The organism is Phyllobacterium sp. 21LDTY02-6, from assembly GCF_023554255.2.
GTDB lineage: Bacteria > Pseudomonadota > Alphaproteobacteria > Rhizobiales > Rhizobiaceae > Phyllobacterium.
Genome location: NZ_JAMJWD020000006.1, coordinates 353,085 through 376,880, shown reverse-complemented (window position 1 = coordinate 376,880; position 23,796 = coordinate 353,085). Strand labels below are relative to the sequence as shown.

Genomic DNA, 23,796 nt, shown 5'->3' with positions numbered 1-23,796 from the left:
GCCCCAGCGCCAATGGTACTTCGTCTCAAGACGCGGGAGAGTAGGTCGCTGCCAGGTCTGCAAAACGCAACAGGAAACAACTCTTCAATCAATACCGGCCGCGCAAGCGGCCGTTGCCGTTTAAAAACCAACACGCCAAAAAAACGGTGACGCGGGGTGGAGCAGCCCGGTAGCTCGTCAGGCTCATAACCTGAAGGTCACAGGTTCAAATCCTGTCCCCGCAACCAAACCAGACAAGCCAGCAGGCATCAAGCCAGACAAAGCCCCGCAAGGGGCTTTTGGCGTTTCTGGGCCTCGGAACCAGCTTCTCATCCCCAACACATCGCCAGATCCACACAAGGAAGCAGGCACCATCCTCGTGCCCGCTTCAAAAAAGGGATTGCACAAACACTATTGCCTGCTTCGACACGCTCAGCATGAGGGAAGTGGTTTGGTGGCGGTAAGGTTGGAAACATGGCGATTATCACGTCGGGCGCGTAAACAGGGAGCGGAACAGTTCTTCCGACCGTTGCAGACCTTCATCGCTCAGAACGACAGATTTGGAGCTGTTTGCCGGATCGTCAATCAGACCCTTCCGATGCAGGCGGGCCAGCACGTCCCAGTCGAAACCTTTCCAGGCCCGACGCTCGTCATGCAGCGTGAGCCATAATAATGCGAGAACAACATCGTCGATCTTCTCGTCATCGATCTCCATGCCCGAAACATATCACAGGACCAGCCGAAAATGCAGCCCGGCCGAGCCCGCATTTGCGTGCGCGGTCAATCATGGAGGTGCAGTGACTGGTCGCGAATGGGCGGCGGACTTCAAGCATTCCGCCGTTCCAGCACACCGACCACGCGTTCGAGAAAGCGCTCGCATTTTTCGATTTGGGAAATCTCGACATATTCGTCGGGCTTGTGCCCCTGTGCCATGTCGCCGGGTCCGCAGATCAGCACCGGGATTTCGAGGCCTTGCGCGAACAGGCCGCCTTCGGTGCCGAACGCCACCTTGATCGTCGGCAGATTGGTGCCGAGAAGCGACGCCACGAGGCTTACCGTCGGGCTGTCCTCCGGCGTATCAAGGCCGGGATAGCTCGACAGCGTCTCGATCTTGATCGCCGCTCCGGCGAAACGATCGCGATGAGGGGAGACGATAGCTTCCGCATCGTGGAGGAGGTTCGACAGGATGGCCGAGGGATCGTCGGCGGCGATATGGCGGATTTCGAATTCGATCTCGCAGGAGCGCGGCACGATGTTCAGCGCTTCGCCTCCACGCATGACGCCGGCATGGATCGTCGTGTAGGGGATGGTGTAGGCGGGGTCCCGTGCGCCGTCGGAAGCAAGCTGCTCTTGTCGGGCCTGCAGCCGCTGCAGGAAGGCGGCGCCGAGATGAAGGGCATTGAGCGCCTGCGGGGCGAGGGCGGAATGCCCCTCCTGTCCCTGGCAGCAGGCCCTGAGCGCCGTCTTGCCCTTGTGACCCGTAGCAAGGCGCATTCCGGTCGGCTCGCCGATCAGGCAGAAGGCCGGGCGCAGCGGCTCCCGGGCAAGGCTTTCGATCATGCCCCTCACGCCGAGGCAGCCCACTTCCTCGTCATAGGACAGTGCAAGGTGCAGCGGCTTCTGCAGGTCCCGTGCCGCCGCACTCAGCATTGCATGGATGGCAGCGGCGACAAAACCCTTCATGTCGACGGCGCCGCGGCCATACCAGCGCCCTTCGTCCTGCCGCAGGACGAAGGGGTCGAAGCTCCAGTCCTGGCCGGCAACCGGGACCACGTCGCTATGCCCGGACAGGACGATGCCGCCATCGATCTCGGGCCCTGCCGTCGCCCACAGATTGGCCCGGCTTCCATCGGCATGCGAAAACCGGCGCACTGTAATGCCGGCCGGCACGAGCAGGCTCTCGACATAGTCGAGAAGCTCCAGGTTCGATTGCCGGGAGATGGTCGGAAAGCCAACCAGCCGGGACAGGATTTCGGGTATTTGAGGGGCCATGGCTTGGATCCGGATTGTGGGCACTAAGCCCTGGGAGATATGACGATGCCCGGCAGGCCGCCGTCGTCGGCTGCTTCGTGGCAGTGGTCGATGAAGGCCTGGATGGTGCGCGACACATGCGCGACCCGGGGCATGGCAAGCCCCAGCTGAAGCGGCTGGACGTCGCTTTCGAGCGGAATGAATTTCAGGGGCCGGCCATCGAGGGATTCCGTCGAAATCGTGCGCAGGTTGGTGATGCCGAAACCATATCCCGAGGCAACAAGGCTTCTCTGCACGGCCACTTCGACAGTGCGCTCCGAGATGCGCGGGCGCCGCCCCAGATGGCGGAAATGCGACATGAAATATTCGGCGCTGTGGGGCAGGTCGAGCAGCACCATCGGATGATCCAGCAGATCCTCCGGCCGCAGCCGGTCGTGACGCGCCAGCGGATGGTCGGGATAGATCAGAACGAATGGCGGCAGCGCGTGCAGCGGCTTGAAGGTGATGTCGCTCGGCAGCGCCAGATCGTAGGTGACGGCGACGTCTATCCGCCCTTGCCCCAGCGCCTCGAATATCTGCGCCTGATCGAGTTCCTGCTGCGAAAAATCGACGTTCTCGTACTTGTCTTCGAAGCTGCGCCGCAGTTGCGGGATGATGGTCTGGACGAAGGTTCGCATGCAGCCGACGCGCAACGATCCCCGGATCATGCCAGTGAAGACCGTCGCCAGCTCGTTCAGCCGGGCGGCCTCGTCCAGGACCACCCGTGCCTGTTCCATGAACCGCTCGCCCGTCGGCGTCAGCACCGAGCCCTGGGCATGGCGGCGGGTGAAAAGCTGCACCCCGAATCCCGATTCCAGCTGGGCGATAGCAGAGGACATCGACGGCGCGGAGACGTTTTTCCTTTCGGCGGCCGTGGCGATGCTGCCCGCTTCGCCGACGGCGATGAAATATTCGAGCTGTCGCAGCGTGAATCGAAGTGGCATCGTGCTTGCATCCTCTGGCTGTCGCCGGCGGCGGTCACTCGTCGCCCGGCACACCGTAGGACGGTGCGCTGCGCGGGTCGAGCGCGCGCGTCACATAGGCGTCCATCTGCGGCGCGAAGACCTTCCAGGCCTCGCTGAGAGCTTCGATCGGACAGCCATTGGTCCAGTCGATGCGCAGTTCGGCGATCGGCCAGCTTTGCCGGTCCACCATCAGCAGGCCAGCCGAATGCACGGGCCCCGCCTCGCCGCCGGCGGCCAGACCCGCGGCAAGCGCCGCCATCAATCGATCGCCCAGCCCGCCTCTGGTCCTGCCAAACGTGCTGACCATTGCCTCCGGAACGGCGGTGTCGGCAAGCAGATTGCCCGCCGCGGCCACGTCCACGTCCTGCGCCTCGCTCCACAGGCCGAGCACCTCGGAGCCGGAATAGATCGCGCTCTCGCCGCTGCGCCCGACGGCGAGAACCTGGCGCCAGGCCATATGCTCGCCCGTCCGCTCGAGGATCGCCAATGCCTCGCCGGGCGTGGCTCCGCGCTCCATGAGGTCCAGCGTTTTCGGACCGAGGCGCGGATCGGTGATGTTCTGCGTCGAAACGGCGCCGACTCCCGCCCGGGCGAAGGCGCAACGGGCCGCTACGGCGGGGGAGGAGGAGGAGATGGCGAGACCGAACATCCCCGTTTCGGGGCAGTGGCCAACGATGGAAAAGGTCATGTTCTATCCTCGATGCGGTTTGCTGCGGCGTTCATGCGAAGCCGGTCAATCAGGAATGACGGCGGTGGCGTCGATTTCGACCAGCCATTCGGGACGGGCCAGCGCCACGACCACCAGGCCGGTGCAGACCGGGTGCACACCACGGATATAGTCGCCCATGGTGCGATAGACGGCTTCGCGGTGACGCACGTCGGTGAGATAGACCACGAGCTTGGTCACATGCTCCATCTTGCCGCCGCATTCCTCGACCAGCTGGCGAATGTTCTGCATCACCTTATGGGTCTGTTCGACCGGGTCGTGACTGTCGATGTTCTTCGCCGTGTCCAGGTCCTGCGGGCACTGGCCGCGCAGGAAGATGGTCGTTCCGCGGGCGACCACGGCCTGCGCCAGATCATTGTCGAGCTTCTGCTCGGGATAGGTGTCGCTAGTGTTGAACTTGCGGTGACGGAAATGGGCCATTTGGGCTGTTACCTTTGTTCGCACGGGTAAGGGGTTAACGGATGGTCGGCAGAGGATACGCGGATCATGGCTGCGTTTCCTCGGCTAGCTGCAGGACGATCTTGCCGAAATTCGTACCGCTCTCCAGCAGGCGATGCGCCTCGGCGGCCTGCGTGAGCGGCAGAATAGCGGAAATGACCGGACGGACACCGGCGGCGCCGATATGCGGCAGCAGATGGCGGACGATGCTCCGGGCGATGTCTGCCTTTTCCGCATCCGGCTTTGGCCGCAGCGTCGAGGACGTCAGCCACAGCCCCTTGCGCATCAGCAATCCGAGATCGATGCTGGCCGTCGCACCGGTCATGAACGACAGGCCGACATGACGGCCGCCCGGCGCCATCAGCGCCAGGTGTCGGTTGACGGCCTCGCCGCCGAGAATGTCGAGCACGACATCGACGCCTCGACCCTCGGTCAGCTCGAGGATGCGTTCGTCCTGGCCGGGTTCGCGGTAATCGACTGCCGAAACACCCATGGCAGCGAGCCTTGCGCATTTCTCGGCCCCGCCGGCAGTCGCGATCACGCTGGCGCCGACGGCTTTTGCCAGCTGCAGCGCCAGCGTGCCGATGCCTGATGCGCCGCCCTCGATCAGAAGTGTTTCGCCGGAGCGGAGCGCACCCCGGTCGAAGAGATTGTGCCAGATGGTGAACAGCCCTTCCGGCAAGGCGGCGGCCTCGACCAGCGAAAGTCCCGCCGGAACCGGCAGGCAATGGTCGGCGCGGGCGCAGACATGCGTCGCATAACCGCCGGCCTTGACCAGCGCCATGACCTCGGTGCCGATTAAGGCGGCGTCGACCGTATCGCCACAGGCCACGATGCGTCCCGCAACCTCCAGCCCGAAAATGTCGGACGTGCCGGCCGGTGCGGGCAGGGCGCCGGATCGCTGCATTATGTCGGGTCGGTTGATACCCGCCGCGGCGACGGAGATCAGCACTTCACCGATGGCCGGGCGCGGCACGTCGCGCTGCACGCGGGTCAGGACCTCAGCTCCGCCGGGGGCTTCGGCGATTACGGCGGTCATGGCTCGAGGGATGGCGGCGGCCTCGGCGGTCATGGACTATTCCCTTTCATAGGCAGCGTAGTTTCGCTGTACCACGATGTGGGTGGCTATGTATTTCGCGTCGTACCAGCAGCCGTAGATGAAGGATGACGCGCGGTTCGTCAGTTCGGGAAGACCAAGGAAATAGATGCCCCTTTCGGAAGAGATCCCGCGCTTGTGGAAGGGCGTGCCATCCTCATGGAAGGCATCGACATCCAGCCAGCTGAAATCGAACTTGAAGCCGGTCGCCCAGATGATCGTCGTGATCCCGGCCCTGGCGAGGTCGAGCTCGAGAATCGGGTTGGCGATGCAATCCGGGTTCGGCGCGATTTCCCAGGCTTCCGGCTCGGCCGGCAGGTCGATGCCGTTGCGCTCGACATAGGCGTCGGCCTCGCGCAGGACCTCGAGATAGGCGCGGTCACCCTCGGCGATGTTATCCGCGAGGTCGTTGTTGATGTTCAATATTCCATCGCGGTAGCCACTGGTCATGCCAAGAACCGTGACGCCTCTTTCGGCCAGAAGGCGGAAATCGACGGTCTTGCCGCCATCATAACCGCTGACGGCGAAAGCCACGTGCTTCTTCTTGGCAATCGTCTTGATCTCGTCCCACTTGCCGAGGACGCCCAGCCACCAGACATAATCGCGCGCGCGGTAGGAGCGGGGCGGGCGGTAGTGCTCGCCGATGGACAGGTAGACCTTGCGGCCGGCGCGCTGCAGCTCCTCGGCGATCTGCGAACCGGAGGCTCCGCCACCGACGACGAGGACTGCACCTTCGGGCAGTTGCCCCGGGTTCTTGTAGGCGGAGGAATGGAGCTGCTCGATCCCGGCGTCGGCCGGAACGATATTGGGATATTGCGGCACCTGGAACGGACCGGTGGCAGCCACCACCCGCTGCGCTTCGATCAGGCCCTCGGACGTGGTGACGAGGAAGCCCGGGCGTCCCTCGTTGCGCTGGACGCGCTTGACCTCGACGCCGGTGCGAATCGGGGCGTCGATCATGTTGGCGTAGTCTTCGAAGTAGCGCGCCATCCTGTCCTTGGGCGGAAAGGTGTCGGGCGAGACGTCATCGAATTCGAGGTTCGGAAAACGGTCGTGCCACGCCGGCCCATTGGCGACGAGAGAGTCCCAGCGGCCCGTCCGCCATTGCTCCGCCACCCGGTTCCGCTCGAGAACGATGTGTGGGACGCCGCAGTCCTTCAAATGTTCGCTCATGGCTATCCCGGACTGTCCGGCGCCGACGACGAGCGTATCTATTTTTTCGATTGTCATCTTCAATTCCTAGATTTGGGCAATGCGACCAGACAGGCGCCCCTTGCTTGAGGCGGCGGGACTGGCTGATCGAAGACGTCTGTCGCAGAGGATTGCGTGCGACGGGCTGCGGTGAAAAGAAGTATCTTCCTTGGTAGAAGCTCGGGAAATCCTTGGTGGCTCAAGCCGGATGGTCTGGAGGGTGGCGCGCCATGTCTCTTCCCTATTTCAAGAGGGCCGGAAGCGCCGTCGACAGCACGGGGAACAGCGTCAACAGGATCAGGAACAGGAACAGCGCGACGAGAAACGGCATGTTTGCCTTGGTCACCCGCATGACATCCTCGTTGCCGATCTTCGCCGCCACGAGAAGCGCTATCGCCACCGGCGGCGTCACCTGGCCGATGACGACCGTCGTCACCATCAGCACGCCGAAATGGATGAGATCGACATCCATCGCCATCAGCGACGGCAATAGCACGGGCATTATCATCGGGATCAGCGGATCGAGCACCATGCCCGCGATCAACGCGATCGCGAGAAGTGCGAAGATCTTGAGCGTCGTATTCTCGAACGGGAAGACCGTTTCCAGCCCATGCGCAAGCGCCGCGGGAACGCCGGCCTGCGAGAGCGCCCAGCCGAGCGCCGTCGAAAAGCCGACGACCATCAGCACTTCGCCGGTGAGGATGCAGGAATCGACGAGCGCGCGGCGCAAGTTGGAGAATGTCAGCGTGCGATAGACGACAGCCGCCAGCACCACCGCATAGGCGACCGCGAAGGCACCTGCCTCGGTGGCAGTGAAAATGCCGAACATCAGGCCGAAGAGGATAAGGCCGGGCATGCCGAGCGGCAGGATCGCATGCTTGCCCGTGCGAAGCACTTCTTTCCACTGGAACGTTCCCACGGGCTTCCAGCCGTTGCGCCTCGCAAGAATGGAAATGGTGATCATCATCGCCAGCGCCATCAGGAGGCCCGGAATGACGCCGGCCAGGAAAAGTGCGCCGAGCGAGGTGCCGGTGACGGCGGAATAGAGGATCATCGGCGAGCTTGGCGGAATGAGAACGCCGATGCCCGAAGAGGTTGCGGTAACGGCCGCTGCAAACGGACCCGGATAGCCATGGGCCTTGAGCTTCGGGATGGTGACCGAGCCGCTGCCGGCGAGATCGGCGACCGAAGTGCCGATCATGCCGCCGAACATGACGCTGGCGACGACATCGACATGGGCGAGGCCGCCGCGAAGCCAGCCCACCAGGGCGACGCCGAAATCGAAGAGCTTGTCGGCGATCCCCGTGGCGTTCATGATGCCGCCGGCAAGGATGAACAGGGGAAGCGTGATGAGAATGTAGTCGCCGACGCCGCCGAGCGTCTGCTGCGGCAGCGCCAGTTCCCATCCGCCGCTGATCGCGAGGAAAAACAGCACCGAGGCCGCGAGCGATATGACGATCGGCAGCCCGATCAGCACGAGGGCGCAGAGGATGAAGAGCGTGACGGCGGCAAGACCCAGCATCAGTCTTTCCTCCCCTCGATGATGTTGAAGGCAAAGGCGATGCCGAGCCCGGCGCAGGTCGCGAGAATGCCCGAGATGGCGACGGCCTTCGATATGCCGAGGATCGGCGTCCGGTCGGAGCCGAAGATGCCGAGATAACGCCAGGCGAGCACGCCGACGATTGCCACGACCGCGATGGAAAATACCGACTGGAAGATCGCAAGCGCGTATCTGGAAGTCCCGGTCAGGCGTTGCGTCCAGATCGCGCAGCTGATGAGTTCGTTCTTGAGCGCGGCGATGGTGATGCCAAGTGCGCCAAGCCACATCAGCAGCGCGGTCACCACTTCCTCGGTCCAGGGCAGGGGCTTTGAGAAGAGATAACGTCCGAGCGAGTTGGCAAGCACCAGACTGACAAGGACGACGAGCAGCATGATGGCGGCGGTCTCGACCAGCCACTGGAACGCGCTGCGGAGCTTCGAGCGACGCGTCACCTCTTGGCTCAGGATTTCGCTGGGGGTCGGTGCGGCAGCCTGCGTCATCGTTCACCCCCGTCGCGAGTGTTGCCGCAGGTGCTGCCGTCGAAAAGGCGGCCGTAACCGGGGCGCGCGCCTGCAACGCCGGCGAGTTCCAGGCAATGCCAGAACGATGCCTGGTTCGCCGATATCACCGGCTTGCCGAGGCGATCTTCCAGCGCTTCGATGGCGCCCACGGTGCGGAAATTGGTGCAGGAGACGAATATCGCACTGGCATCCGGATGATCGACGGACAGGACATGGTCATAGACCTCTTCAAGCGAGACCTCCGCCAGCGCATGGTCGTCCGATATGCCGAGATGGCCGCTCTTGACGACGGCGTGGCCATTCTCCTCGAGGAAGCGGATGGCCCGCTCGTGGATTTCCGGCAGATAGGGCGTGGCAAGAGCCACCTTGCCGGCCTCTACCTTCTTCAAGGCAGCGAGGGTCGCCGTCGATGCCGTCGTCACCTTGGGGCCCGGCACCCATTGCCTGATCTTGTCGATCAGGGCCCGGTCATAGGCCGTGCCGTGCAGGAACGAAGCGCTGGTGCCGCCGAACAGCAGGACGTCGATCGGCGCGGCTCCTGCCATGCGAGCCGCGGTTTCGAGTTCGGGCGCGCCCATCATCTCCTCGATGCCCTGAACCGTCACTTTCGGCAGCTTGATGCGGGCCGTATGGGTGGAGACGCCTTCAGCCGACATCGCCCACATCTCTTCCTCCATCACCACGCTGGAGGCGATGTAGATGAGGCCGATGCGTGCCAGATTGCCCGAGCCGTCATAGCGAAAACGCGGGTAGGCTCCGGCTTTCGCCGGAGACCTGGATGTTGCGACGTTCAACGGAGTGTCTCCTCGACCTTGGCCATGAATTCAGGGGTGACGACTTCCGCGATCTTGCTGCGAACCGGCGCTGCGGCAGACTGGAAGGCGGCGATATCCGGCCTGGTGATGGTCACGCCGGCTTTTTCGAACTCTGCGACAAGGTTTGCGTCGCTCTCATCCGACAGGACACGGGTCTTCTGGACGCCGACCATGGCGGCGGCCTTGACCTTGGCCTTGAGATCGTCCGAAAGCGCATCGAAGGCCGCGCCGTTCATGACCAGGGTGATCGGCGTGTAGATGTGGTTGGTCAGGGAAATGTGGGGCTGGGTCTCGAACAGCGAGAATTCCTTGATGACCGAAAGCGGGTTCTCCTGCCCGTCGATGACGCCCTGCTTCAGGCCCATATAGACGTCGCCGAGGGCGAGCGTCGTCGGTGACGCGCCGAGCGTCTCGAAGGCCATGATGCGTGTCGGGCTGTTCGGCGTGCGGATCTTCAGGCCGCCGAGATCCGCCGGTGTATTGATCGCACGCTTGGAATTGCTGACGACACGCACGCCGAGCTCGCCGAAGGCCAGAACTTCGAGATTGGCCTTTTCCTTCAGCGAGGCGGCCATGATCTGCCCGAGCTCGCCGTCGAGCATTGCACGCGCCTGTTCCTTGCCGGAAAACAGGAAGGGCGTATCGAAGATCGAGAACTTCGCGTCGAGTGCCGCAACGCCATCCGAGCCGAGCGGAATGACTTCCACCGCACCGGCGCGGATAAGCTCCGCCAGCGCATTCTCATCCCCGAGCGAGCCGCCATCGGCGAATTCGATGGCAAAGGCGTCGCCGGTCGTGTTCTTGAGTTCGTCCCGGAATGCCGCCAGCATCACATTGGTCGGATCGCCGCTGGTGGTCTCCACCGCCAGCCGCATTTTCGTCTGGGCTGCCGCCAGGTCCGCCGAAAGGACGCTGGCTGCGAGGCCGAAAGCAAAACCTATCTTCTTTATCATGGACATTATGATCACCCTCTTTTCTTGTTATGATCGAATATTCTTGATGAAGTTCCAAAATATTCAAGAGGCGAAGCGGCTATATAGGAGGCATTTCGTTGCTTTAATTTGATTATTTTCTGGTCAGATGCCGAATAAGTGGAGCCTATATTGCACGTCAATTCATCACATAGTTCATGTTTATCTCGATTTGGAACTTGAATAGCTTGTAACTGTTCGGTGTAGAGCTCCACTCTATTTAACTATACGTATCAGCCGTCCTGTTTCGGAAAGGCGACGAGATCGGCCGAGACCGGCCGGACGCGGACGACATCGCCGGTTTGCCATTTCGAAGGCGCGAGGGCGGCGGACGACCTGAGCAAGACGGGTTGCGCCGCGTGCTCGCCGAGATCGATGTACAGGTCGACGTGACCGCCCTGGAAGACCTGGGTCCTGACCGTGCCGGCAAGGCTCGGGGCGGCCGGACCCCCATCGCCGTCGACCGGCACAAGATGTTCGGGCCGGACGAACAGATCGACATCCGCCCCGGCGGCGAGCCCGGCCAGCGGGGCCGCGGGCACCTCCACCGACAGCGATCCGACCGTGACCTGCGCCACGGCGTCGGTCACCGCCGACAGTTTTCCCTTGAGCACGTTGGCGTCGCCGATGAAGGAGGCGACGAAGCGGTCCTGCGGCCGGCGATAAATGTCCTGCGGCGCGGCGATCTGGCGGATGCGCCCCGCCGACATGACGGCGATCCGGTCCGACATCGAGAGCGCTTCACCTTGATCATGCGTCACGAAGATGGTGGTGACGCCGAGGCGCTGCTGGATTTCCTTCAGCTCGATCTGCATGGAGGCGCGCAGGTTCTTGTCGAGCGCCGAAAAGGGTTCGTCGAGCAGCAGTACTTTTGGACGGATCACCAGCGCCCGCGCAAGCGCCACCCGTTGCTGCTGGCCGCCCGAAAGCTGCCGCGGCTTGCGGTCGCCGAAACCGTCGAGCTTGACGAGCGCGAGTGCTTCGTCGACGCGCCTTTTGATTTCGTCGGCGCCGATGCCGCGCGTTTTCAGGCCGTAGGCGATGTTGTTGGCCACCGTCATATGCGGAAACAGCGCGTAATTCTGGAAGACGATGCCGATTTCGCGCTTATGCGCCGGCGTCTCGGTGACGAGGATGCCGTCGATGAAGATCTCGCCGCCATCGGCATCGAGAAATCCGGCAATCAGGTTGAGAAGCGTGGTCTTGCCGCAGCCGGAGGGGCCGAGCAGGGTCATGAACTCGCCGGGGACGATTTTCAGCCATGCCTCGTGCAGTGCGATCGCTTCGCCGAACCGCTTGGTGACGCCGTCGAGCTGGACCACGGGCTTTTCCGCCGGGAGTGATGTGGGGGTGGCAATATCAGTGCGCGTCAACATTGAGGATTTTTCCAAGACCGAAGAAGAGATTGGCGAGGGTCAGCAGCAGGGCCGTGACGACGATGTAGATCACCGACAGAGCGGCAAGGGTCGGGTCGGCATATTCGCGGACGTAATTGTACATGGCGACCGGCAGGGTCTGGGTCGCCTGGTTGGAGACGAAAAGCGTGGCGGTGAACTCGTTGAAGGACAGGATCGCGGCAAACAGCCAGCCGCTGACCAGCCCCGGCACCAGCAGCGGCAAGGTGACCGTGAACAGGACGCGGCGCGGCGAGGCGCCGAGGCTGCTGGCAGCGAGTTCCAGCCGCCCGTCGAGGTTTTGCAGCGAGATGAAGACGCTGCGCAGCACGAAGGGCAGAACAAGGATGACATGCGCCAGCACCACCAGCGGAAAGCCGCGGCCGACCGTCAACTGGGCCGACAGGATCAGCAGGCCGAGCCCGATGGTGAAATGCGGAATGACCAGCGGCGACAGCAGCACCGCCTCGAGCGTCGATTTGAGCGAGAACGCGTAGCGGTGGAGGGCAAGCGCGAAGCCGCTGCCGACGATCAGCGCGATCGTCGAGGCCCATGCGGTGACGATCAGCCCGTTCCAGAAGCCCTTCTGGAAATCGCCATAGCTGAGCGCGCGGGCAAACCAGCGCCAGGAATAGGATTGCGGCGGAAACGCCAGGATGGCCTTGTCGTTGAAGGCGGTGATGGTGACGACGATCGCCGGCAGCATGACAAAGCCGAGAATGATCGCCACCAGCAATATACCCGCCAGCGCGAGCGGAGATTTGCGCATCGAAAACGGCATCTCACTGTTCTCCCAGGCGTTCGACCGGGCGCATTGCCCGTTTCATCAGGGCGATGACCGCAAAGGTCATCACGAGACCGGCCAGCGACAGGCTCGCGGCAAATGGAAAATTGAAGGAGGCGAAGCCCAGTTGGTAGACGAGGGTCGATACGGTGTTGACCTTGCCGCCGCCGATCAATTGCGGGGTTGCGAACGCACTGAAGGTCCAGGCGAAAGCAGTCGAGAAACCGGCGACGATACCGGGCATGGACAGCGGCAGCGTCACCGTCAGGAAGCAGCGCACCGGACTGGCGCCGAGGCTTTCGGCCGCCTTCTCGTAATTCCTGTCGATATGGGAAAGCCCCGCCGCCAGCATGATGACCATGATCGGCATCGTCACATGCACGAGCGCGGCGACGACGCCCGGCGTGGTGAACATCATCTGCAGCGGCCGGTCGATAATGCCGAGCGACTTCAGCACGCTGTTGATGAAGCCATTATTGCCGAGCACGATCATCCAGGAATAGGTGCGCACGACCTCGCCGAGGAAAAGCGGCGTCACCGACGCGATCAGGATGAAGGATTTCAGCGCCTTGCTCCGGACACGCACCAGCGCATAGGCGACCGGATAGGCAAGGAACAGGGTGAAGGTCGCCGTCAGCAGGCAAAGAAGAATGGTTCCCCAGAAGGCCCAGGCGTAAAGGGGGCGCAGGAGCGCGGTGAAATTTTCGAGCGTCAGCCCGCCTACGTCGAGCGAGCCCGGCACATAGGCCCGCACGCTGTATTGCAGGATGGCTGCCATGGCGGCCGCCAGCCCGAGCGCCACAAGGGCGGCGGGCGAAACGAACCAGCCGATGAATGGCCGTTGCTTCATGTGATATCCTTCGCGCGATACCGCCCGCGCCGTTTCGACGGGCGGGCGATGCCGGGCGCCTCATGCTTCGTTACTGGCCGATCATGTTTTCCGCGAACCACTTGCGCCATTCGGCGGTCTTTTCCGCGCGCAGCTTGTGGTCGATGATCAGCGTCTGGCTTGCCCATTGGTCGGCGGTGGTGAAAATGCCGGGGAGGGCGGCGGTCTCGGGGCTCAGGGTGGCATTGTCGATGACCGGGCTGCCCTTCTTGAGCTCGGCGATCTTGGCCTGCACCGCCGGATCGAGCGCGATGTTCAAGAACTTGTAGGCGAGCTCGCTTTTGGTGGTCCCCTTCATGATGGCCATCGTATCCACACCGAGCACGCCGCCTTCCTTGGGGATGACGATCTCCACCGGCACGCCCTGGTCGCGCATGTAATAGGCGTTCATCGACAGGATAACCTGCACCGGCGTCTCGCCGGTGGCGAAAAGCTGCTGGCTATTGGCGTCGTTGGTGTAGAAGGCCTTGTAGTTCGGCTTCAGCGCCTTGAGCTTTTCCTGGCCCTTCTCCCATCCGGCCGCATCGCTGCCTTCGAGTTTCGCGGCAACTGCGATCACATGGCTCGGATCGAAATCAGGCGAGGCGATCATGCCCTTGAGGGCAGGGTTCCACAGACCCTCCCAGCTGTCGAACTTTACGCCCTCGGGCAATTGGTCCGGCAGATAGCCGATCGTGTAGACATAGGCCCAGGCGCCGATATGGTAGGGGCTGATCTTGGCCTGCTCCACCAGATGCGACGCATTCGGCACCTTGGAGAGATCGAGCGTCTCGTACAGGCCGTCATTGGCATAGAGCCAGCCGACATGGGCGGTGGTGAAGGTGATGTCGCTTTCCGGCGTGCCGCCTGCAAGCTTGGCCTGATTGAGCCGGTCCATCGTGCCGCCGGTGACATATTCGACCGGGACGCCGGTTTCCTCGGTGAACTTCTGGCCGATCGCCTCGTCGATCAGGTCGCGGAAGCTGCCGCCCCAGGTGCTGACGACCAGCTTTTCCTGGGCATGGCCGTCGCCCGCCTGTGAAAAAAATGTCAGGGCCGAAATCAATCCGGCCATCAATATGGATGTGCGATACATGCTGTTCCCCTGTTTTTCTTTGGTGAAAGTTGAGTTTCCGGGCATATCCTTCGCACTTCGCCGCTTCTCCCGTCGGCGATGCGCAGTTCCTCCTTTTTCCTCCCGCGACTGGAATCGCCACAACAAGGCTGGCGGCGTAAAAGGCTGCAATGCCGGCAGGCCATGCCTGCATCGGTGCGTCTGTTGCGACGCCCAGCCTCCAGGCCGACATAAACGCCCATTTTGTAACCAATTCCAAGTGCACTCGTTATTTTGCTTCAAAAATAAGCTGGACGGATGATGGTGCACCTCTTAGCATCCGGAAAATATTATTATCTTCTGGTTTGAATAGGCTTTGACTATGAACTTGTCACTTCGTGTCCTGCGCTATGTGGTGGAAACCGCTGATTGCGGCAGCGTCACCGAGGCGGCCCGGAGGCTGAACGTGTCGCAGCCGTCCATATCCACGGCGCTTGCACAGGTGGAGGCCCAGCTTGGCATCCAGATATTCGTCCGCCATCACGCCCGCGGTGTCACCCTGTCGGCGGCCGGGCAGCGATATGTCAATGACGCGCGGCTGCTGCTCAACCACGCCCGCGACTTCGCCAACAGCGCACAGGCGCTCGGCGATGCGTTGCGCGGCGAAATCGTCGTCGGCAGTTTCCCGACGCTGGCGATCCGGTTCATGCCGGCGCTGCTGTCCGGCTTTGCGCAGCGCTATCCCGGAATTTCGGTGAAGCTCGAGGAGGGTGACCAGCAGGAGATGATCGGCCATCTCATCTCGGGGCGCACGGAACTGGCGCTGTCCTATCATTTTGCCGTGCCGGACGAGATTATCGGCGAAAAATTGGCCGATCTGCCGCCTTATGCGCTGGTCTCCGCCAACCATCCGCTTGCCGGCCGCGACGAAATCAGTCTTGCGGAGCTGGCGGGCGACCCGTTCATCCTGCTCGACCTGCCGCATTCGCGCGATTATTTCTTTTCGCTGTTCGCCGCCTGCGGGCTGGAGCCGCAGGTTGCATTCAGGACGCGTTCTTCCGAGCTTATCCGCGGTCTTGTCGGCCATGGGCAGGGCTATTCGCTGCACAACGTGCTGCCCTGCACGACGATCGGCTATGACGGCAGCAGGATCGCTCTCCTGCCGATCTCCGAACGGCTTCCGCCCGCCACGGTCACCTTCCTGCGCCTGACGCGCCATGGGTCGCGTCCGGCGGTTCAGGCGTTCGCGGACTACCTGCGCGAGGCCTTTTCCAAGGGCGGCATGTTCGGCCTGGTTCAATAGCCGCGTTGCGGATCTATCCGGCTCAGCACGGGCTCCCGGCGTGCGATCCTGCGGACATTCTCGCCGATCTGCCTGGCGGCGGACGAGGGCAGGGCTATCGATGCCAGATGCGGCGTGATCAGGACGTTCTCCATCGCCCAGAGCGGACTGTCTTCCGCAAGCGGTTCCTTGGCGAAGACGTCCAGCGTCGCACCGCCGAGCCAGCCGGATGCCAGCGCTTCGATCAGCGCCGGTTCGTCCACGACGCTGCCGCGCGACACGTTGATGAAGAACGCCCCTTGCTTCATCGAACGGAACATGGCTGCATCGAGGAGATTGTCGGTATCCGGGGTCTTCGGCAGCATGCAGACGACGATGTCGGATCGGGACAATACGGAGACGAGCGCATCGGCGCCACTGGAGCAGGAAACGCCTTCGACGTCCTTGCGGGTTCGCGACCAGCCGAGCACGCGATAACCGTGACGGCTGCATTCCCGGGCGGCCTCGAGCCCGAGTTCCCCGAGCCCCAGCACGCCGACGGTGATGCTGTCCGGATCTTTCGGATGAATGTAATGCCAGCGCCGGTCGCGCTGCGCCTTCTCGAATTGCGGAATGTCGCGGGCGTAGCGGGTGACGGCAAACAGCACGAAGCCCGCCATCATCCGTGCCATGCGCGGATCGGAAAGACGGGTGATGGGAACGTCAGGCAGGTCGTCGCGGCCGACAAGGGCATCGACGCCCGCGCCCAGGTTGACGACGAGTTCGAGCTTGGGAAAATCCTGGAAAAAGCCCTGCGGCGGCTTCCAGACGAGCGCGGAACGCACGCGGTCCGCGTCGGTGATATCCTCGCTGCGGCAAAGCTCGATCCCTTCCGGTTCGAGCGCTGTCCGCCAGGCGTCGAAATCGTCGAGGGCACTATAGAACACCATGCAGGACCGCGTCATTTCGCGCTGCCTTCGCGGATGAGCGTCGCAACGGCCGTAAGCGCAAGTTCGTAGCCAAGCGGCCCCAGGCCGGCGATGACGCCGGTGGCCGCCTTTGACACATAGGAATGATGCCGGAAGGGTTCTCGCTTCCATATATTGCTCATATGGACTTCGATGATCGGGCCGTCATAGGCCAGCAGGGCGTCGAGGATCGGGATGGAAGAGTAGGTCAGCCCGGCGGCGTTGATGACCACGCCCTGCGCCGCCTGCCTGGCCTCCTGAATCCAGTCGACGATCTGCCCCTCATGGTTGGACTGGCGAAATTCGAGCTGCAGGCCGAGGGTGGCCGCATGGGCGTGGCACCGTTCGCCGATCGACTGAAAACTCTCGTTTCCGTAGGTCCCCGATTTATCGAGGCCATAAAGGTTGGCATTCGGACCGTTGAGGAAGAAAACTGTGTGTGGGGAAGTCATGCGCTGCTCCTTGATATGAAGCAAACATAGCCAAACCTGCGAAGCGATCTAATAGTATAAATCTATTCATTGGAGCGGACCAGCATATGAACGGTCGCCCGCTTGCCTCGATCATGCCGAGCTTGAAACCTCACAGAACCACTACCCTGCAATCAATCCAATTTCCCTCATGCTGAGGGGATTAATTTGATGGCGGGAAGGTTGGGAGCTTGGGTCTGAAACCTTGCAGAACTAGAACCCTGCAAAACTCTACTCTCCCTCATCCTGAGCTTGTCGAAGGGCGCAGCAACGTTTGTGCAGTCCCCTTACAGCGCTGCATCGAAATAGTGCGTGCTTCGTGGTTCGGCAGGCTCACCAGGCTCAGCATGAGGGAGGTTGGCTCACCATGAGGGAGGTGGGGTGCAATCCCTTGTTGCAGATGCTGGATACGGAAAATCCGCACCACGCCCGCGAAAATCGCGTCTGGTCATTGAAAATGGGGGGAGACGGGCGGTCTTCAGCGCGTCAGTAGGTATCAGGGTCGAGGTCCGAAGACCGCCCGCGACGTCTTTGCCTGCTATCATTGCGTTTGTCAGACGCAACAACCCGGAAACATGAGCGCTACCTCCGTTTCCTTCTGCAGTTTGCCGGCCGATCGGGGTTGTCACTTCCGACTATTCGGCAACGCCACCCTTTCCCAGCTTGTCGAAACAGCACCGGAAGCTGCTCCCCCACTGGAAAGGACCGAATCACAATAACCCGGTTTCAAAGTGGTGGGATAAGTTTCCATTTATCCCCCACGGAGGGCCGTGTGTTGCATAAGTGAAGCACGAAGGGCGCAGCAACGGTGGTGCAATCGCTTTTTTATGGCACCGCTAGTGAACCTCCTTGAAGGGGTAATGGTCGCGGATGTGATTGTTGAAGAACGAGCCCTTTGACGTTGCTCGCCGGAAGGCGGCATAGACGTCCGACGGCACGCCCTTGTAATCATAGCGTTTGCCGCTCGGCACGAACCACACCGACAATATCCTGTTCTGGTCGTCATAGGCGGTGTTTCTTATGACGCTGGAAGGCATTGCGCTCCCTCCTGATGCTGAATGCCGGTGAAACGCGACGACCGCATTTGAGTTCCGCCCAGTGCCAGACAAGCTTGCATCCATGGCTTGAACAACCGTATTCAGGGGCCTTGCAAGCATAGATAGAATGGGAATCGATATTCATGACTGAGATACGGGTTGATGCAGCCGAACTGTCATTGCGGATCGCCGACAGGCTGAGAAGCGCCGGTGCGTCGGAAGAAAGCGTGGAGGCCACGACGAAGGCGCTGATGCACGCTTCGCTGCTGGGCGTCGACAGTCACGGCGCGCGCCTGGTCGTGCATTATAGCCGCGTGTTGAAGGGCGGCAGGGTCAATCCCACGCCGGAGGTCACGACGCGGCGTACGGGGGCGGCAACTGCCGTAGTCGACGGCGACGATGCGCTCGGCCATCTCACATCCTACAGGGCTGCGGCGCTCGCGGTCGAGATTGCCCGTGAAAGCGGCATCGGCGCGGTGGGCGCGGTGCGTTCGTCGCACCTTGGTGCCGCCGGCGCCTATGCCCGCGCAATAGCCGAGGCCGGAATGATCGGATTCGCCACCACCAACACCGATTCCGTCGTCACCCTGTTCGATGGCGCGAAGCCGTTCCACGGCACCAACCCGCTTGCCTTTGCGGCGCCTGTTCCCGGCGAAAAGCCCTGGCTGCTCGATATGGCGACATCGTCGATCCCGCTCAATCGGGTGTTGCTCTACCGCTCGCTCGGCAAGGAACTGCCGGCTGGCGTGGCGGCGGACGACAAGGGCGAGCCGACGCTCGACGCCGGGGCGGCTGCCATGCTCCTGCCACTCGGCGGCGTCGGCTATGGCTTCAAGGGAGCCGGCCTGGCAGGTGTTGCAACACTGCTTTCCTCGATTCTGATGGGCACGACGCTGGACCCGGATTTCATCCCGATGGTCGGCGGCACGGACATATCGACGCCGCGCAACATGGGACATTTCTTCCTCGCGATCGATCCGTCGCGTTTTGCCGGCGCGGAGATCTTCGCGGCGGGCATGCGTGCCTATCTCGATCAGTTGCGCGCGGTTCCAAGCGTCGAAGGCGGAAAGGTCATGGCGCCCGGCGACCGGGAATGGCGCGTGGAAGAAGAACGGCTGCGCGACGGCATACCGCTCGATCCGGATACGGCGGAATTCCTCGGCTTCTCAAACTAGCAAGCGCCGGTTGCGCACGTCGATCTGCAACACAATCTCATAATGTTGCAGATCGAATAGAGGACGCTGTTGCGTCATCGAAGCGGTGCAAACGAACGGTTCATCGCCACGCGGTCCTCGTGAGTCGCGTCCGGCCCCAGCGTTGCCATCTTGCTCTTGAACACCGGCCATCTCGTGGGTGCCTCACCCTCAACTGCAGCGTCGAGCGCCTTGCGCATGGTGGGGGCGTCGAAGTCGCAGCAATATCCGGGTGTCAGCGGCTGCTGCCTCCAGGATTCGGCGAGCGATCCGCCGTCGACCGGATCGAACCCAACCTCGTTCGTTATTGCCATGGCGATCTTCTTCGCGGCGTCGTCGTCTCCTGCGACCGCCACGGCCAGACGACCGGGTGTACCCTCGGGCTGGCCCAGTTCCGCCAGGGAATACGCAAGGATGTTGTTGAAGGCCTTGATGATGGGGCGACCGATCTGTCTGGAGACCCAGACGCTTTCCACCTCGCCTGCGTCGAGGTCGGCGATCTGCGGGTCACGCAGGCCCGGATAGTAGTTGCTGGTATCGATGACCGGGACGTTGACAGGTAGGTCCTTGAAGAGGTCCCTGGGCAGGTTTTCGATGGCGAGAAGCGGAATTGAAAGAATGACCGCGTCCGCGCCGGAGATCGCGCCCTTCGTGTCCGTCGCAGTGGCTCTGATCTCGTCGGCGAATGGCCTGACGGCGTCGGCTCCCTTCGAGTTCGCCACCCGGACCTCATGTCCCGCTGATGCGAGCTTACGGGCGAGAGTGCTACCGATGTGGCCAATTCCGATAATGCCGATTTTCATGCTGGTGCTCCTGTTGTGCTGCCTACCGCTCTTCTGTTCCATAAGACAGATTATCTGACTTTGATGCCCGACGGGGTGTAAGCGCAAAGTTAAAATGTCCTATTTCTGCAAAGTAGAAATGTCGCTGTGTCACCTTCTCGGTCATCGCAACGAGATTCGGGAAGCAGATTTTGGGATGGATTTTAATGAGCGAGCGCGAACTGCCTGCTAACCGCCCTCGCCCGCATCCGGGTTGCGCGCAATTCGCAGGACCGAACCATCAGGCCGGGAAATCTCGATCACGGTTTCGACCCGTACGAGGCGGCGGTCGAAGTCGCGCATGTCGGTGGCCAGCCGGTCCACGGCGTTCGCTACGGACACGACCTTTCCATTCAGCTCGATTGCCGTCTTGAGGCCCGCCAGGATATCCTTGATCGCACTCATGCCGCACGATCCTTGTCCAGCTGCCTGCGCGTCGTCTCTATGCTTGCCAGTGCGCGATCAAGCGCCTCGGACGCTTCCAGATTGCTCCGCTGCAACGCCTCGGCAAAATCCGCGAGTTGTGCCAGCGCGGCGATCTCATCCGGGTCGTAAAAATCGACCGACCGCCGCACGAATTCTCCCACAGAAATTCCCGCCCGCTTGGCCTTCGATTCCAAAGTCGACTTTTCCGAAACAGTCATAAGGGTGGTCACCCTCTCCGTTGCCGTCTGCTGCACGTGTTCCATGGCTGGTCCTCATGATAATGTCATGCACATGATAATACGTTGATAATGGCAATTCAAGCCCGGGCAATATCAACACGACGACCTGCTACTGAACCTGCCTTGGCAGCTTGGCGAATGTGCTCAGCCCGAGCCAGGCCTGGATGGAGCGGGCAAGCGCCGGATCGCCCTCCACGTCGATTTCGCCGAGATCGGTCTCGTGGCCGACGGTGGACAAGCCCATCCAGATCGCCGTCATGGAACGGAGGGAGCTGCGCACCTGAAGGTCGAGTTCATAGCCGGGGTCGAAATTGCACAGGTCCACCTTGCCCTGCTCGACTACCAGCCACCAGCTTCTGTCGTTCGGCGTGAGCTCGCGGTACAGAAACTGTATCGTGCAGCGGCGCTGCGGCAGATGCCTTATGTCGAGGTTGCGCCTCATGTCCCACATCAGCAGCGACGCATCGAGATTCTTCAGCGACAGCCGCGATTCCATCCATTTCTGCGCCCAGGTACCAAGCCCGACGATGACGGGGCGGAGTTCCTCGCCGGCTTCGGAGAGATGATATTCGACGACGCCGTTCGGCTTGCGGAGGCTGGTGATGATGGCTGCGCGTTCCAGCTCCTTCAGCCGTTTGGACAGCAAGGCAGGCGACATGCGCGGCACTCCGCGCCGCAACTCGCTGAAACGCGTCGAGCCGCAGAGCAGTTCGCGGACAACCAAAGTTGTCCACCGGCAGCAAAGGATTTCAGATGCCATGGATACGGGGCAAAACTGGCCGTACCCGCCGCGATCTTGCATTCGAGGCCTCCTCCTGCATCGCGCAGCGACAACCATAGTCCAGTTCCGGTCCGGAGCCAATTAGCTCGATCGGGTGCGGTCGCCCTTTCGGGACGCCTGGTACAGTTCCTGAACTGGAAAGCGGACCGGAGCAGGCGCATCATCGGCCCTGGGGGAACAACAAAGGAAAAGAACATGTCCAACCTGTCGAATGTTACAGCCACCGCCAACAAGGCTTCCGTCGAAGAACTGAGCGTGGTGGATATTGCGAAGACGCTTGCACCGGCCATCGCGGCCCGCGCGGGAATGCTCGATGCCGAGGAGCGTTTTGCCGATGAAAACTACGCGCTCCTGAAACAGGCGGGGCTGGTGGAAGCCGCCGTGCCCAGCGAACTCGGCGGCCGCGGCGCGGAAGTTCCGGAGCTTGCCGAAATGCTGCGCACCCTGGCGCAGGCATGCGGCTCCACCGCCCTCGCCTTTTCGATGCACACGCACCAGGTGGCGATACCCGCCTGGCGGTGGCGGCACCAGAAGGTGGAGGCGGTTGCGCCGCTGCTGAAGCGGGTTGCGTCCGAGCGCATCATCCTCCTGTCCAGCGGCGGCTCGGACTGGATCGGCGGCTCCGGCACGGCGGAAAAGGTCGAAGGCGGCTATCGCATCAATGCACGCAAGGCCTTCACGTCCGGCGCGGAGGCCGGCACGATCCTGATGACCGGCGCAATCCATGAAGGCGCCGACGGCGCGCGCACGGTCGTGCATTTCGGCGTGCCCATGGCGGCCGCGGAAGTCCGCGTCGAAGAGACCTGGCATACGCTCGGGATGCGCGGCACCGCATCGAACGATGTGATCATCGACGGGCTTTTCGTCCCGGATGCGAGTGTCGCCTTCAGCCGGCGGGCCGGGGAATGGCACCCCCTCTTCCAGGTCATCGCCACGATCGCCTTTCCGCTGATCTATGCGGTCTATCTCGGCGTTGCCGAGCGCGCCCGGGATATCGCTGTCGATCTCGTGCGGAAACGGCCGCCGGCGGACCATTTGCTTTGCCTTGCCGGGCGAATGGATACGGCGCTGAAGGCCGCGCGGATCGCCCATGGCTCGATGCTGGAAGCGGTGGCGCGCAATGCGCCTTCGGCCGAAACCGTCAATGACGTCATGATCGGCCGGACATTGGTGGCGCGGCATGCGATCGAGACCACCGAACTCGCGATGGAACTGGCGGGCGGCGCCGGTTTCTACCGGTCGCATGGATTGGAGCGCTGTTTCCGCGATGTGCAGGGCGCGCGCTATCACCCGCTTCAGCCCAGTCAACAGGCGCGCTATGCCGGCGCGATGGCGCTCGGCCAGTCGGTCGCGGAGATATATTAAGCCAGCAGCTGGGTCGGCTCACAGGAAGCCGATCCAGCGCCCGGCGACGACCGCCGATGGCCAGGCGACCAGGGAGATGAGAGCGCCGGTGCGGACCATGGTCGAGATCTCGCCATCCTCTATCGCGGCCCGCCAGCCCTTGCCCGCATGGAGCGCCACGGCGTTGACTGTTCCAATGGCGAGGATGCAGAGCTTGGCGAGGAAGGCCGGATTTTGCGCGTAGACGACCGGCCGCACGCTGAAAAGCATGAAACCCGTCAATATGGCGCAGGCGGCGCCGACTGCGGCGAAGCCGGCAAGGAACGGCCCGACATGGGTCAGCGGCAGCTGCCGGAACAGGCCGGCAAGTCGCAGGTCCAGCGGCAGGATTGCCCCGAAAAGCACCGATATCGACAGGATATGTGCTGCGTTCACCAGCATGTAGAGCGTGGAATTGCGGGCGAGCGCCAGCGCAGGCGGCGTCTGTCCAAGCCATTCGAGGACGGGCCAGATCATTCCCCGGTCGTTTTAATGCGATCCGGGTACATGTCGTAATTCTTGCCCGAGATGGTGATGCGGACCGCCTTCATCCGTTTCTCGTTCTTGTCCAGGGAGCGGTTGCCGAGAACGTTGACTTCATCCCCGGGCTTGGCGGCGCCTTCGCGGAAGCCGGACCGTTCGGTCTGGCGCGGATTGCCGAGATCGATCTGCCAGCTCTCGCCATTGGCATCCACGGAAAGCGAAGGATGAGGCGGCGCGAACGAGACCGTGCGGATGATGCCGGTCAGCTCGGTCTGCTCGCCTTCCGCCCAGGACCAGCCATGATGGGCCATGGCCGCCGTTGCGGAACACAAGGCCAGAAGTCCGGCGCCCGCAATATGTTTCGCATTGAACATCGTGATC

Annotated in this window: 27 protein-coding genes and 1 tRNA gene; 4 read left to right on the top strand and 24 right to left on the bottom strand. The window is 62.3% G+C overall.

Annotated elements, in window-relative coordinates; translation table 11 throughout:
- Positions 1 to 150: 150 nt before the first annotated feature.
- Positions 151 to 227, top strand: a tRNA-Met gene (locus tag M8997_RS20295).
- Between the two features lie 236 nt (positions 228 to 463).
- Here the strand turns inward: M8997_RS20295 and M8997_RS20290 are convergent.
- The 15 genes from M8997_RS20290 to M8997_RS20220 form a co-directional block, all read right to left on the bottom strand.
- A complete protein-coding gene (locus M8997_RS20290) occupies positions 464 to 694 on the bottom strand; it encodes a DUF6429 family protein (RefSeq protein ID WP_250020329.1) in 231 nt (76 codons plus the stop codon).
- Positions 695 to 804: 110 nt separating this feature from the next.
- Positions 805 to 1,971: an acetylornithine deacetylase gene (argE, locus tag M8997_RS20285; protein WP_250020330.1), complete on the bottom strand. Its 1,167-nt coding sequence runs from the start codon at positions 1,969 to 1,971 to the stop codon at positions 805 to 807.
- Positions 1,972 to 1,994: 23 nt separating this feature from the next.
- Entirely contained in the window at positions 1,995 to 2,933 is a 939-nt protein-coding gene (locus M8997_RS20280) for a LysR family transcriptional regulator (protein ID WP_250020331.1), read from the bottom strand.
- Between the two features lie 34 nt (positions 2,934 to 2,967).
- Positions 2,968 to 3,642 carry a DUF1028 domain-containing protein gene (locus M8997_RS20275; protein WP_250020332.1) on the bottom strand — a complete coding sequence of 225 codons (675 nt, stop codon included), beginning with the start codon at positions 3,640 to 3,642 and terminating at the stop codon, positions 2,968 to 2,970.
- Between the two features lie 45 nt (positions 3,643 to 3,687).
- Complete coding sequence (locus tag M8997_RS20270; RefSeq protein ID WP_250020333.1) at positions 3,688 to 4,101, bottom strand: RidA family protein; 414 nt, start codon at positions 4,099 to 4,101, stop codon at positions 3,688 to 3,690.
- A 64-nt stretch (positions 4,102 to 4,165) separates the two neighbouring features.
- Complete coding sequence (locus M8997_RS20265; protein WP_250020334.1) at positions 4,166 to 5,191, bottom strand: NAD(P)H-quinone oxidoreductase; 1,026 nt, start codon at positions 5,189 to 5,191, stop codon at positions 4,166 to 4,168.
- A 3-nt stretch (positions 5,192 to 5,194) separates the two neighbouring features.
- Positions 5,195 to 6,445, bottom strand: coding sequence for an NAD(P)/FAD-dependent oxidoreductase (locus tag M8997_RS20260; RefSeq protein WP_250020335.1), 1,251 nt, complete (start codon positions 6,443 to 6,445; stop codon positions 5,195 to 5,197).
- A 202-nt stretch (positions 6,446 to 6,647) separates the two neighbouring features.
- The gene (locus M8997_RS20255; protein ID WP_250020336.1) at positions 6,648 to 7,928 is read right to left on the bottom strand and encodes a TRAP transporter large permease; all 1,281 of its coding nucleotides are present in this window, start codon (positions 7,926 to 7,928) and stop codon (positions 6,648 to 6,650) included.
- Positions 7,928 to 8,446 (bottom strand): TRAP transporter small permease, encoded by a 519-nt coding sequence (locus tag M8997_RS20250; RefSeq protein WP_250020337.1) that lies wholly within the window; start codon positions 8,444 to 8,446, stop codon positions 7,928 to 7,930. Before M8997_RS20250 ends, M8997_RS20255 begins: the two co-directional genes overlap by 1 nt.
- Complete coding sequence (locus M8997_RS20245) at positions 8,443 to 9,261, bottom strand: Asp/Glu racemase (protein WP_250020338.1); 819 nt, start codon at positions 9,259 to 9,261, stop codon at positions 8,443 to 8,445. Before M8997_RS20245 ends, M8997_RS20250 begins: the two co-directional genes overlap by 4 nt.
- Positions 9,258 to 10,241 (bottom strand): TRAP transporter substrate-binding protein, encoded by a 984-nt coding sequence (locus M8997_RS20240; protein ID WP_250020339.1) that lies wholly within the window; start codon positions 10,239 to 10,241, stop codon positions 9,258 to 9,260. The genes M8997_RS20245 and M8997_RS20240 overlap by 4 nt, the downstream gene beginning before the upstream one ends.
- A gap of 245 nt (positions 10,242 to 10,486) precedes the next feature.
- The gene (locus M8997_RS20235; protein ID WP_250020340.1) at positions 10,487 to 11,629 is read right to left on the bottom strand and encodes an ABC transporter ATP-binding protein; all 1,143 of its coding nucleotides are present in this window, start codon (positions 11,627 to 11,629) and stop codon (positions 10,487 to 10,489) included.
- A complete protein-coding gene (locus M8997_RS20230) occupies positions 11,613 to 12,428 on the bottom strand; it encodes an ABC transporter permease (RefSeq protein ID WP_250020341.1) in 816 nt (271 codons plus the stop codon). The genes M8997_RS20235 and M8997_RS20230 overlap by 17 nt, the downstream gene beginning before the upstream one ends.
- A gap of 1 nt (position 12,429) precedes the next feature.
- On the bottom strand, positions 12,430 to 13,281 hold the full coding sequence (locus M8997_RS20225) for an ABC transporter permease (RefSeq protein WP_250020342.1): 852 nt from the start codon (positions 13,279 to 13,281) through the stop codon (positions 12,430 to 12,432).
- A gap of 70 nt (positions 13,282 to 13,351) precedes the next feature.
- Positions 13,352 to 14,395, bottom strand: coding sequence for an ABC transporter substrate-binding protein (locus tag M8997_RS20220; protein ID WP_250020343.1), 1,044 nt, complete (start codon positions 14,393 to 14,395; stop codon positions 13,352 to 13,354).
- Positions 14,396 to 14,735: 340 nt separating this feature from the next.
- Between M8997_RS20220 and M8997_RS20215 the strand changes: the two genes are divergently transcribed.
- Entirely contained in the window at positions 14,736 to 15,656 is a 921-nt protein-coding gene (locus M8997_RS20215) for a LysR family transcriptional regulator (RefSeq protein ID WP_250020344.1), read from the top strand.
- Here M8997_RS20215 and M8997_RS20210 read toward each other — a convergent pair.
- The 3 genes from M8997_RS20210 to M8997_RS20200 form a co-directional block, all read right to left on the bottom strand.
- Complete coding sequence (locus M8997_RS20210) at positions 15,650 to 16,579, bottom strand: glyoxylate/hydroxypyruvate reductase A (RefSeq protein ID WP_250020345.1); 930 nt, start codon at positions 16,577 to 16,579, stop codon at positions 15,650 to 15,652. The genes M8997_RS20215 and M8997_RS20210 overlap by 7 nt on opposite strands.
- Positions 16,576 to 17,034 (bottom strand): type II 3-dehydroquinate dehydratase, encoded by a 459-nt coding sequence (locus tag M8997_RS20205; RefSeq protein WP_250020346.1) that lies wholly within the window; start codon positions 17,032 to 17,034, stop codon positions 16,576 to 16,578. The genes M8997_RS20210 and M8997_RS20205 overlap by 4 nt, the downstream gene beginning before the upstream one ends.
- An 854-nt stretch (positions 17,035 to 17,888) precedes the next feature.
- Positions 17,889 to 18,089 carry a KTSC domain-containing protein gene (locus M8997_RS20200; RefSeq protein ID WP_250019708.1) on the bottom strand — a complete coding sequence of 67 codons (201 nt, stop codon included), beginning with the start codon at positions 18,087 to 18,089 and terminating at the stop codon, positions 17,889 to 17,891.
- 143 nt (positions 18,090 to 18,232) lie between these two features.
- Between M8997_RS20200 and M8997_RS20195 the strand changes: the two genes are divergently transcribed.
- Positions 18,233 to 19,264 carry an Ldh family oxidoreductase gene (locus M8997_RS20195; protein ID WP_250019709.1) on the top strand — a complete coding sequence of 344 codons (1,032 nt, stop codon included), beginning with the start codon at positions 18,233 to 18,235 and terminating at the stop codon, positions 19,262 to 19,264.
- Between the two features lie 74 nt (positions 19,265 to 19,338).
- Here M8997_RS20195 and M8997_RS20190 read toward each other — a convergent pair whose 3' ends face one another.
- The 4 genes from M8997_RS20190 to M8997_RS20175 form a co-directional block, all read right to left on the bottom strand.
- Positions 19,339 to 20,127 carry an NADPH-dependent F420 reductase gene (locus M8997_RS20190; protein WP_256473405.1) on the bottom strand — a complete coding sequence of 263 codons (789 nt, stop codon included), beginning with the start codon at positions 20,125 to 20,127 and terminating at the stop codon, positions 19,339 to 19,341.
- Between the two features lie 165 nt (positions 20,128 to 20,292).
- Positions 20,293 to 20,508, bottom strand: coding sequence for a hypothetical protein (locus M8997_RS20185; RefSeq protein ID WP_250019711.1), 216 nt, complete (start codon positions 20,506 to 20,508; stop codon positions 20,293 to 20,295).
- A complete protein-coding gene (locus tag M8997_RS20180; RefSeq protein WP_250019712.1) occupies positions 20,505 to 20,792 on the bottom strand; it encodes a hypothetical protein in 288 nt (95 codons plus the stop codon). The genes M8997_RS20185 and M8997_RS20180 overlap by 4 nt, the downstream gene beginning before the upstream one ends.
- An 85-nt stretch (positions 20,793 to 20,877) precedes the next feature.
- Positions 20,878 to 21,570: a helix-turn-helix domain-containing protein gene (locus M8997_RS20175; protein WP_250019713.1), complete on the bottom strand. Its 693-nt coding sequence runs from the start codon at positions 21,568 to 21,570 to the stop codon at positions 20,878 to 20,880.
- 174 nt (positions 21,571 to 21,744) lie between these two features.
- On the opposite strand from M8997_RS20175, the gene M8997_RS20170 reads away from it, so the two are divergent.
- Positions 21,745 to 22,914 (top strand): acyl-CoA dehydrogenase family protein, encoded by a 1,170-nt coding sequence (locus M8997_RS20170; protein WP_250019714.1) that lies wholly within the window; start codon positions 21,745 to 21,747, stop codon positions 22,912 to 22,914.
- 18 nt (positions 22,915 to 22,932) lie between these two features.
- Here M8997_RS20170 and M8997_RS20165 read toward each other — a convergent pair whose 3' ends face one another.
- Together M8997_RS20165 and M8997_RS20160 are read right to left on the bottom strand one after the other, a co-directional pair.
- On the bottom strand, positions 22,933 to 23,406 hold the full coding sequence (locus tag M8997_RS20165) for a DUF6644 family protein (RefSeq protein WP_250019814.1): 474 nt from the start codon (positions 23,404 to 23,406) through the stop codon (positions 22,933 to 22,935).
- Positions 23,406 to 23,789 carry a DUF6152 family protein gene (locus M8997_RS20160; RefSeq protein WP_250019715.1) on the bottom strand — a complete coding sequence of 128 codons (384 nt, stop codon included), beginning with the start codon at positions 23,787 to 23,789 and terminating at the stop codon, positions 23,406 to 23,408. The genes M8997_RS20165 and M8997_RS20160 overlap by 1 nt, the downstream gene beginning before the upstream one ends.
- Positions 23,790 to 23,796 lie beyond the last annotated feature (7 nt).

Excerpts from the sequence above, each read along its gene's own strand:
- M8997_RS20290 (WP_250020329.1), bottom strand. The coding sequence starts at position 694 with ATGGAGATCGATGACGAGAAGATCGACGATGTTGTTCTCGCATTATTA.
- argE (WP_250020330.1), bottom strand. The coding sequence starts at position 1,971 with ATGGCCCCTCAAATACCCGAAATCCTGTCCCGGCTGGTTGGCTTTCCG.
- M8997_RS20280 (WP_250020331.1), bottom strand. The coding sequence starts at position 2,933 with ATGCCACTTCGATTCACGCTGCGACAGCTCGAATATTTCATCGCCGTC.
- M8997_RS20275 (WP_250020332.1), bottom strand. The coding sequence starts at position 3,642 with ATGACCTTTTCCATCGTTGGCCACTGCCCCGAAACGGGGATGTTCGGT.
- M8997_RS20270 (WP_250020333.1), bottom strand. The coding sequence starts at position 4,101 with ATGGCCCATTTCCGTCACCGCAAGTTCAACACTAGCGACACCTATCCC.
- M8997_RS20265 (WP_250020334.1), bottom strand. The coding sequence starts at position 5,191 with ATGACCGCCGAGGCCGCCGCCATCCCTCGAGCCATGACCGCCGTAATC.
- M8997_RS20260 (WP_250020335.1), bottom strand. The coding sequence starts at position 6,445 with ATGACAATCGAAAAAATAGATACGCTCGTCGTCGGCGCCGGACAGTCC.
- M8997_RS20255 (WP_250020336.1), bottom strand. The coding sequence starts at position 7,928 with ATGCTGGGTCTTGCCGCCGTCACGCTCTTCATCCTCTGCGCCCTCGTG.
- M8997_RS20250 (WP_250020337.1), bottom strand. The coding sequence starts at position 8,446 with ATGACGCAGGCTGCCGCACCGACCCCCAGCGAAATCCTGAGCCAAGAG.
- M8997_RS20240 (WP_250020339.1), bottom strand. The coding sequence starts at position 10,241 with ATGTCCATGATAAAGAAGATAGGTTTTGCTTTCGGCCTCGCAGCCAGC.
- M8997_RS20235 (WP_250020340.1), bottom strand. The coding sequence starts at position 11,629 with ATGTTGACGCGCACTGATATTGCCACCCCCACATCACTCCCGGCGGAA.
- M8997_RS20230 (WP_250020341.1), bottom strand. The coding sequence starts at position 12,428 with ATGCCGTTTTCGATGCGCAAATCTCCGCTCGCGCTGGCGGGTATATTG.
- M8997_RS20225 (WP_250020342.1), bottom strand. The coding sequence starts at position 13,281 with ATGAAGCAACGGCCATTCATCGGCTGGTTCGTTTCGCCCGCCGCCCTT.
- M8997_RS20220 (WP_250020343.1), bottom strand. The coding sequence starts at position 14,395 with ATGTATCGCACATCCATATTGATGGCCGGATTGATTTCGGCCCTGACA.
- M8997_RS20215 (WP_250020344.1), top strand. The coding sequence starts at position 14,736 with ATGAACTTGTCACTTCGTGTCCTGCGCTATGTGGTGGAAACCGCTGAT.
- M8997_RS20210 (WP_250020345.1), bottom strand. The coding sequence starts at position 16,579 with ATGACGCGGTCCTGCATGGTGTTCTATAGTGCCCTCGACGATTTCGAC.
- M8997_RS20205 (WP_250020346.1), bottom strand. The coding sequence starts at position 17,034 with ATGACTTCCCCACACACAGTTTTCTTCCTCAACGGTCCGAATGCCAAC.
- M8997_RS20200 (WP_250019708.1), bottom strand. The coding sequence starts at position 18,089 with ATGCCTTCCAGCGTCATAAGAAACACCGCCTATGACGACCAGAACAGG.
- M8997_RS20195 (WP_250019709.1), top strand. The coding sequence starts at position 18,233 with ATGACTGAGATACGGGTTGATGCAGCCGAACTGTCATTGCGGATCGCC.
- M8997_RS20190 (WP_256473405.1), bottom strand. The coding sequence starts at position 20,127 with ATGGAACAGAAGAGCGGTAGGCAGCACAACAGGAGCACCAGCATGAAA.
- M8997_RS20185 (WP_250019711.1), bottom strand. The coding sequence starts at position 20,508 with ATGAGTGCGATCAAGGATATCCTGGCGGGCCTCAAGACGGCAATCGAG.
- M8997_RS20180 (WP_250019712.1), bottom strand. The coding sequence starts at position 20,792 with ATGGAACACGTGCAGCAGACGGCAACGGAGAGGGTGACCACCCTTATG.
- M8997_RS20175 (WP_250019713.1), bottom strand. The coding sequence starts at position 21,570 with ATGCAAGATCGCGGCGGGTACGGCCAGTTTTGCCCCGTATCCATGGCA.
- M8997_RS20170 (WP_250019714.1), top strand. The coding sequence starts at position 21,745 with ATGTCCAACCTGTCGAATGTTACAGCCACCGCCAACAAGGCTTCCGTC.
- M8997_RS20160 (WP_250019715.1), bottom strand. The coding sequence starts at position 23,789 with ATGTTCAATGCGAAACATATTGCGGGCGCCGGACTTCTGGCCTTGTGT.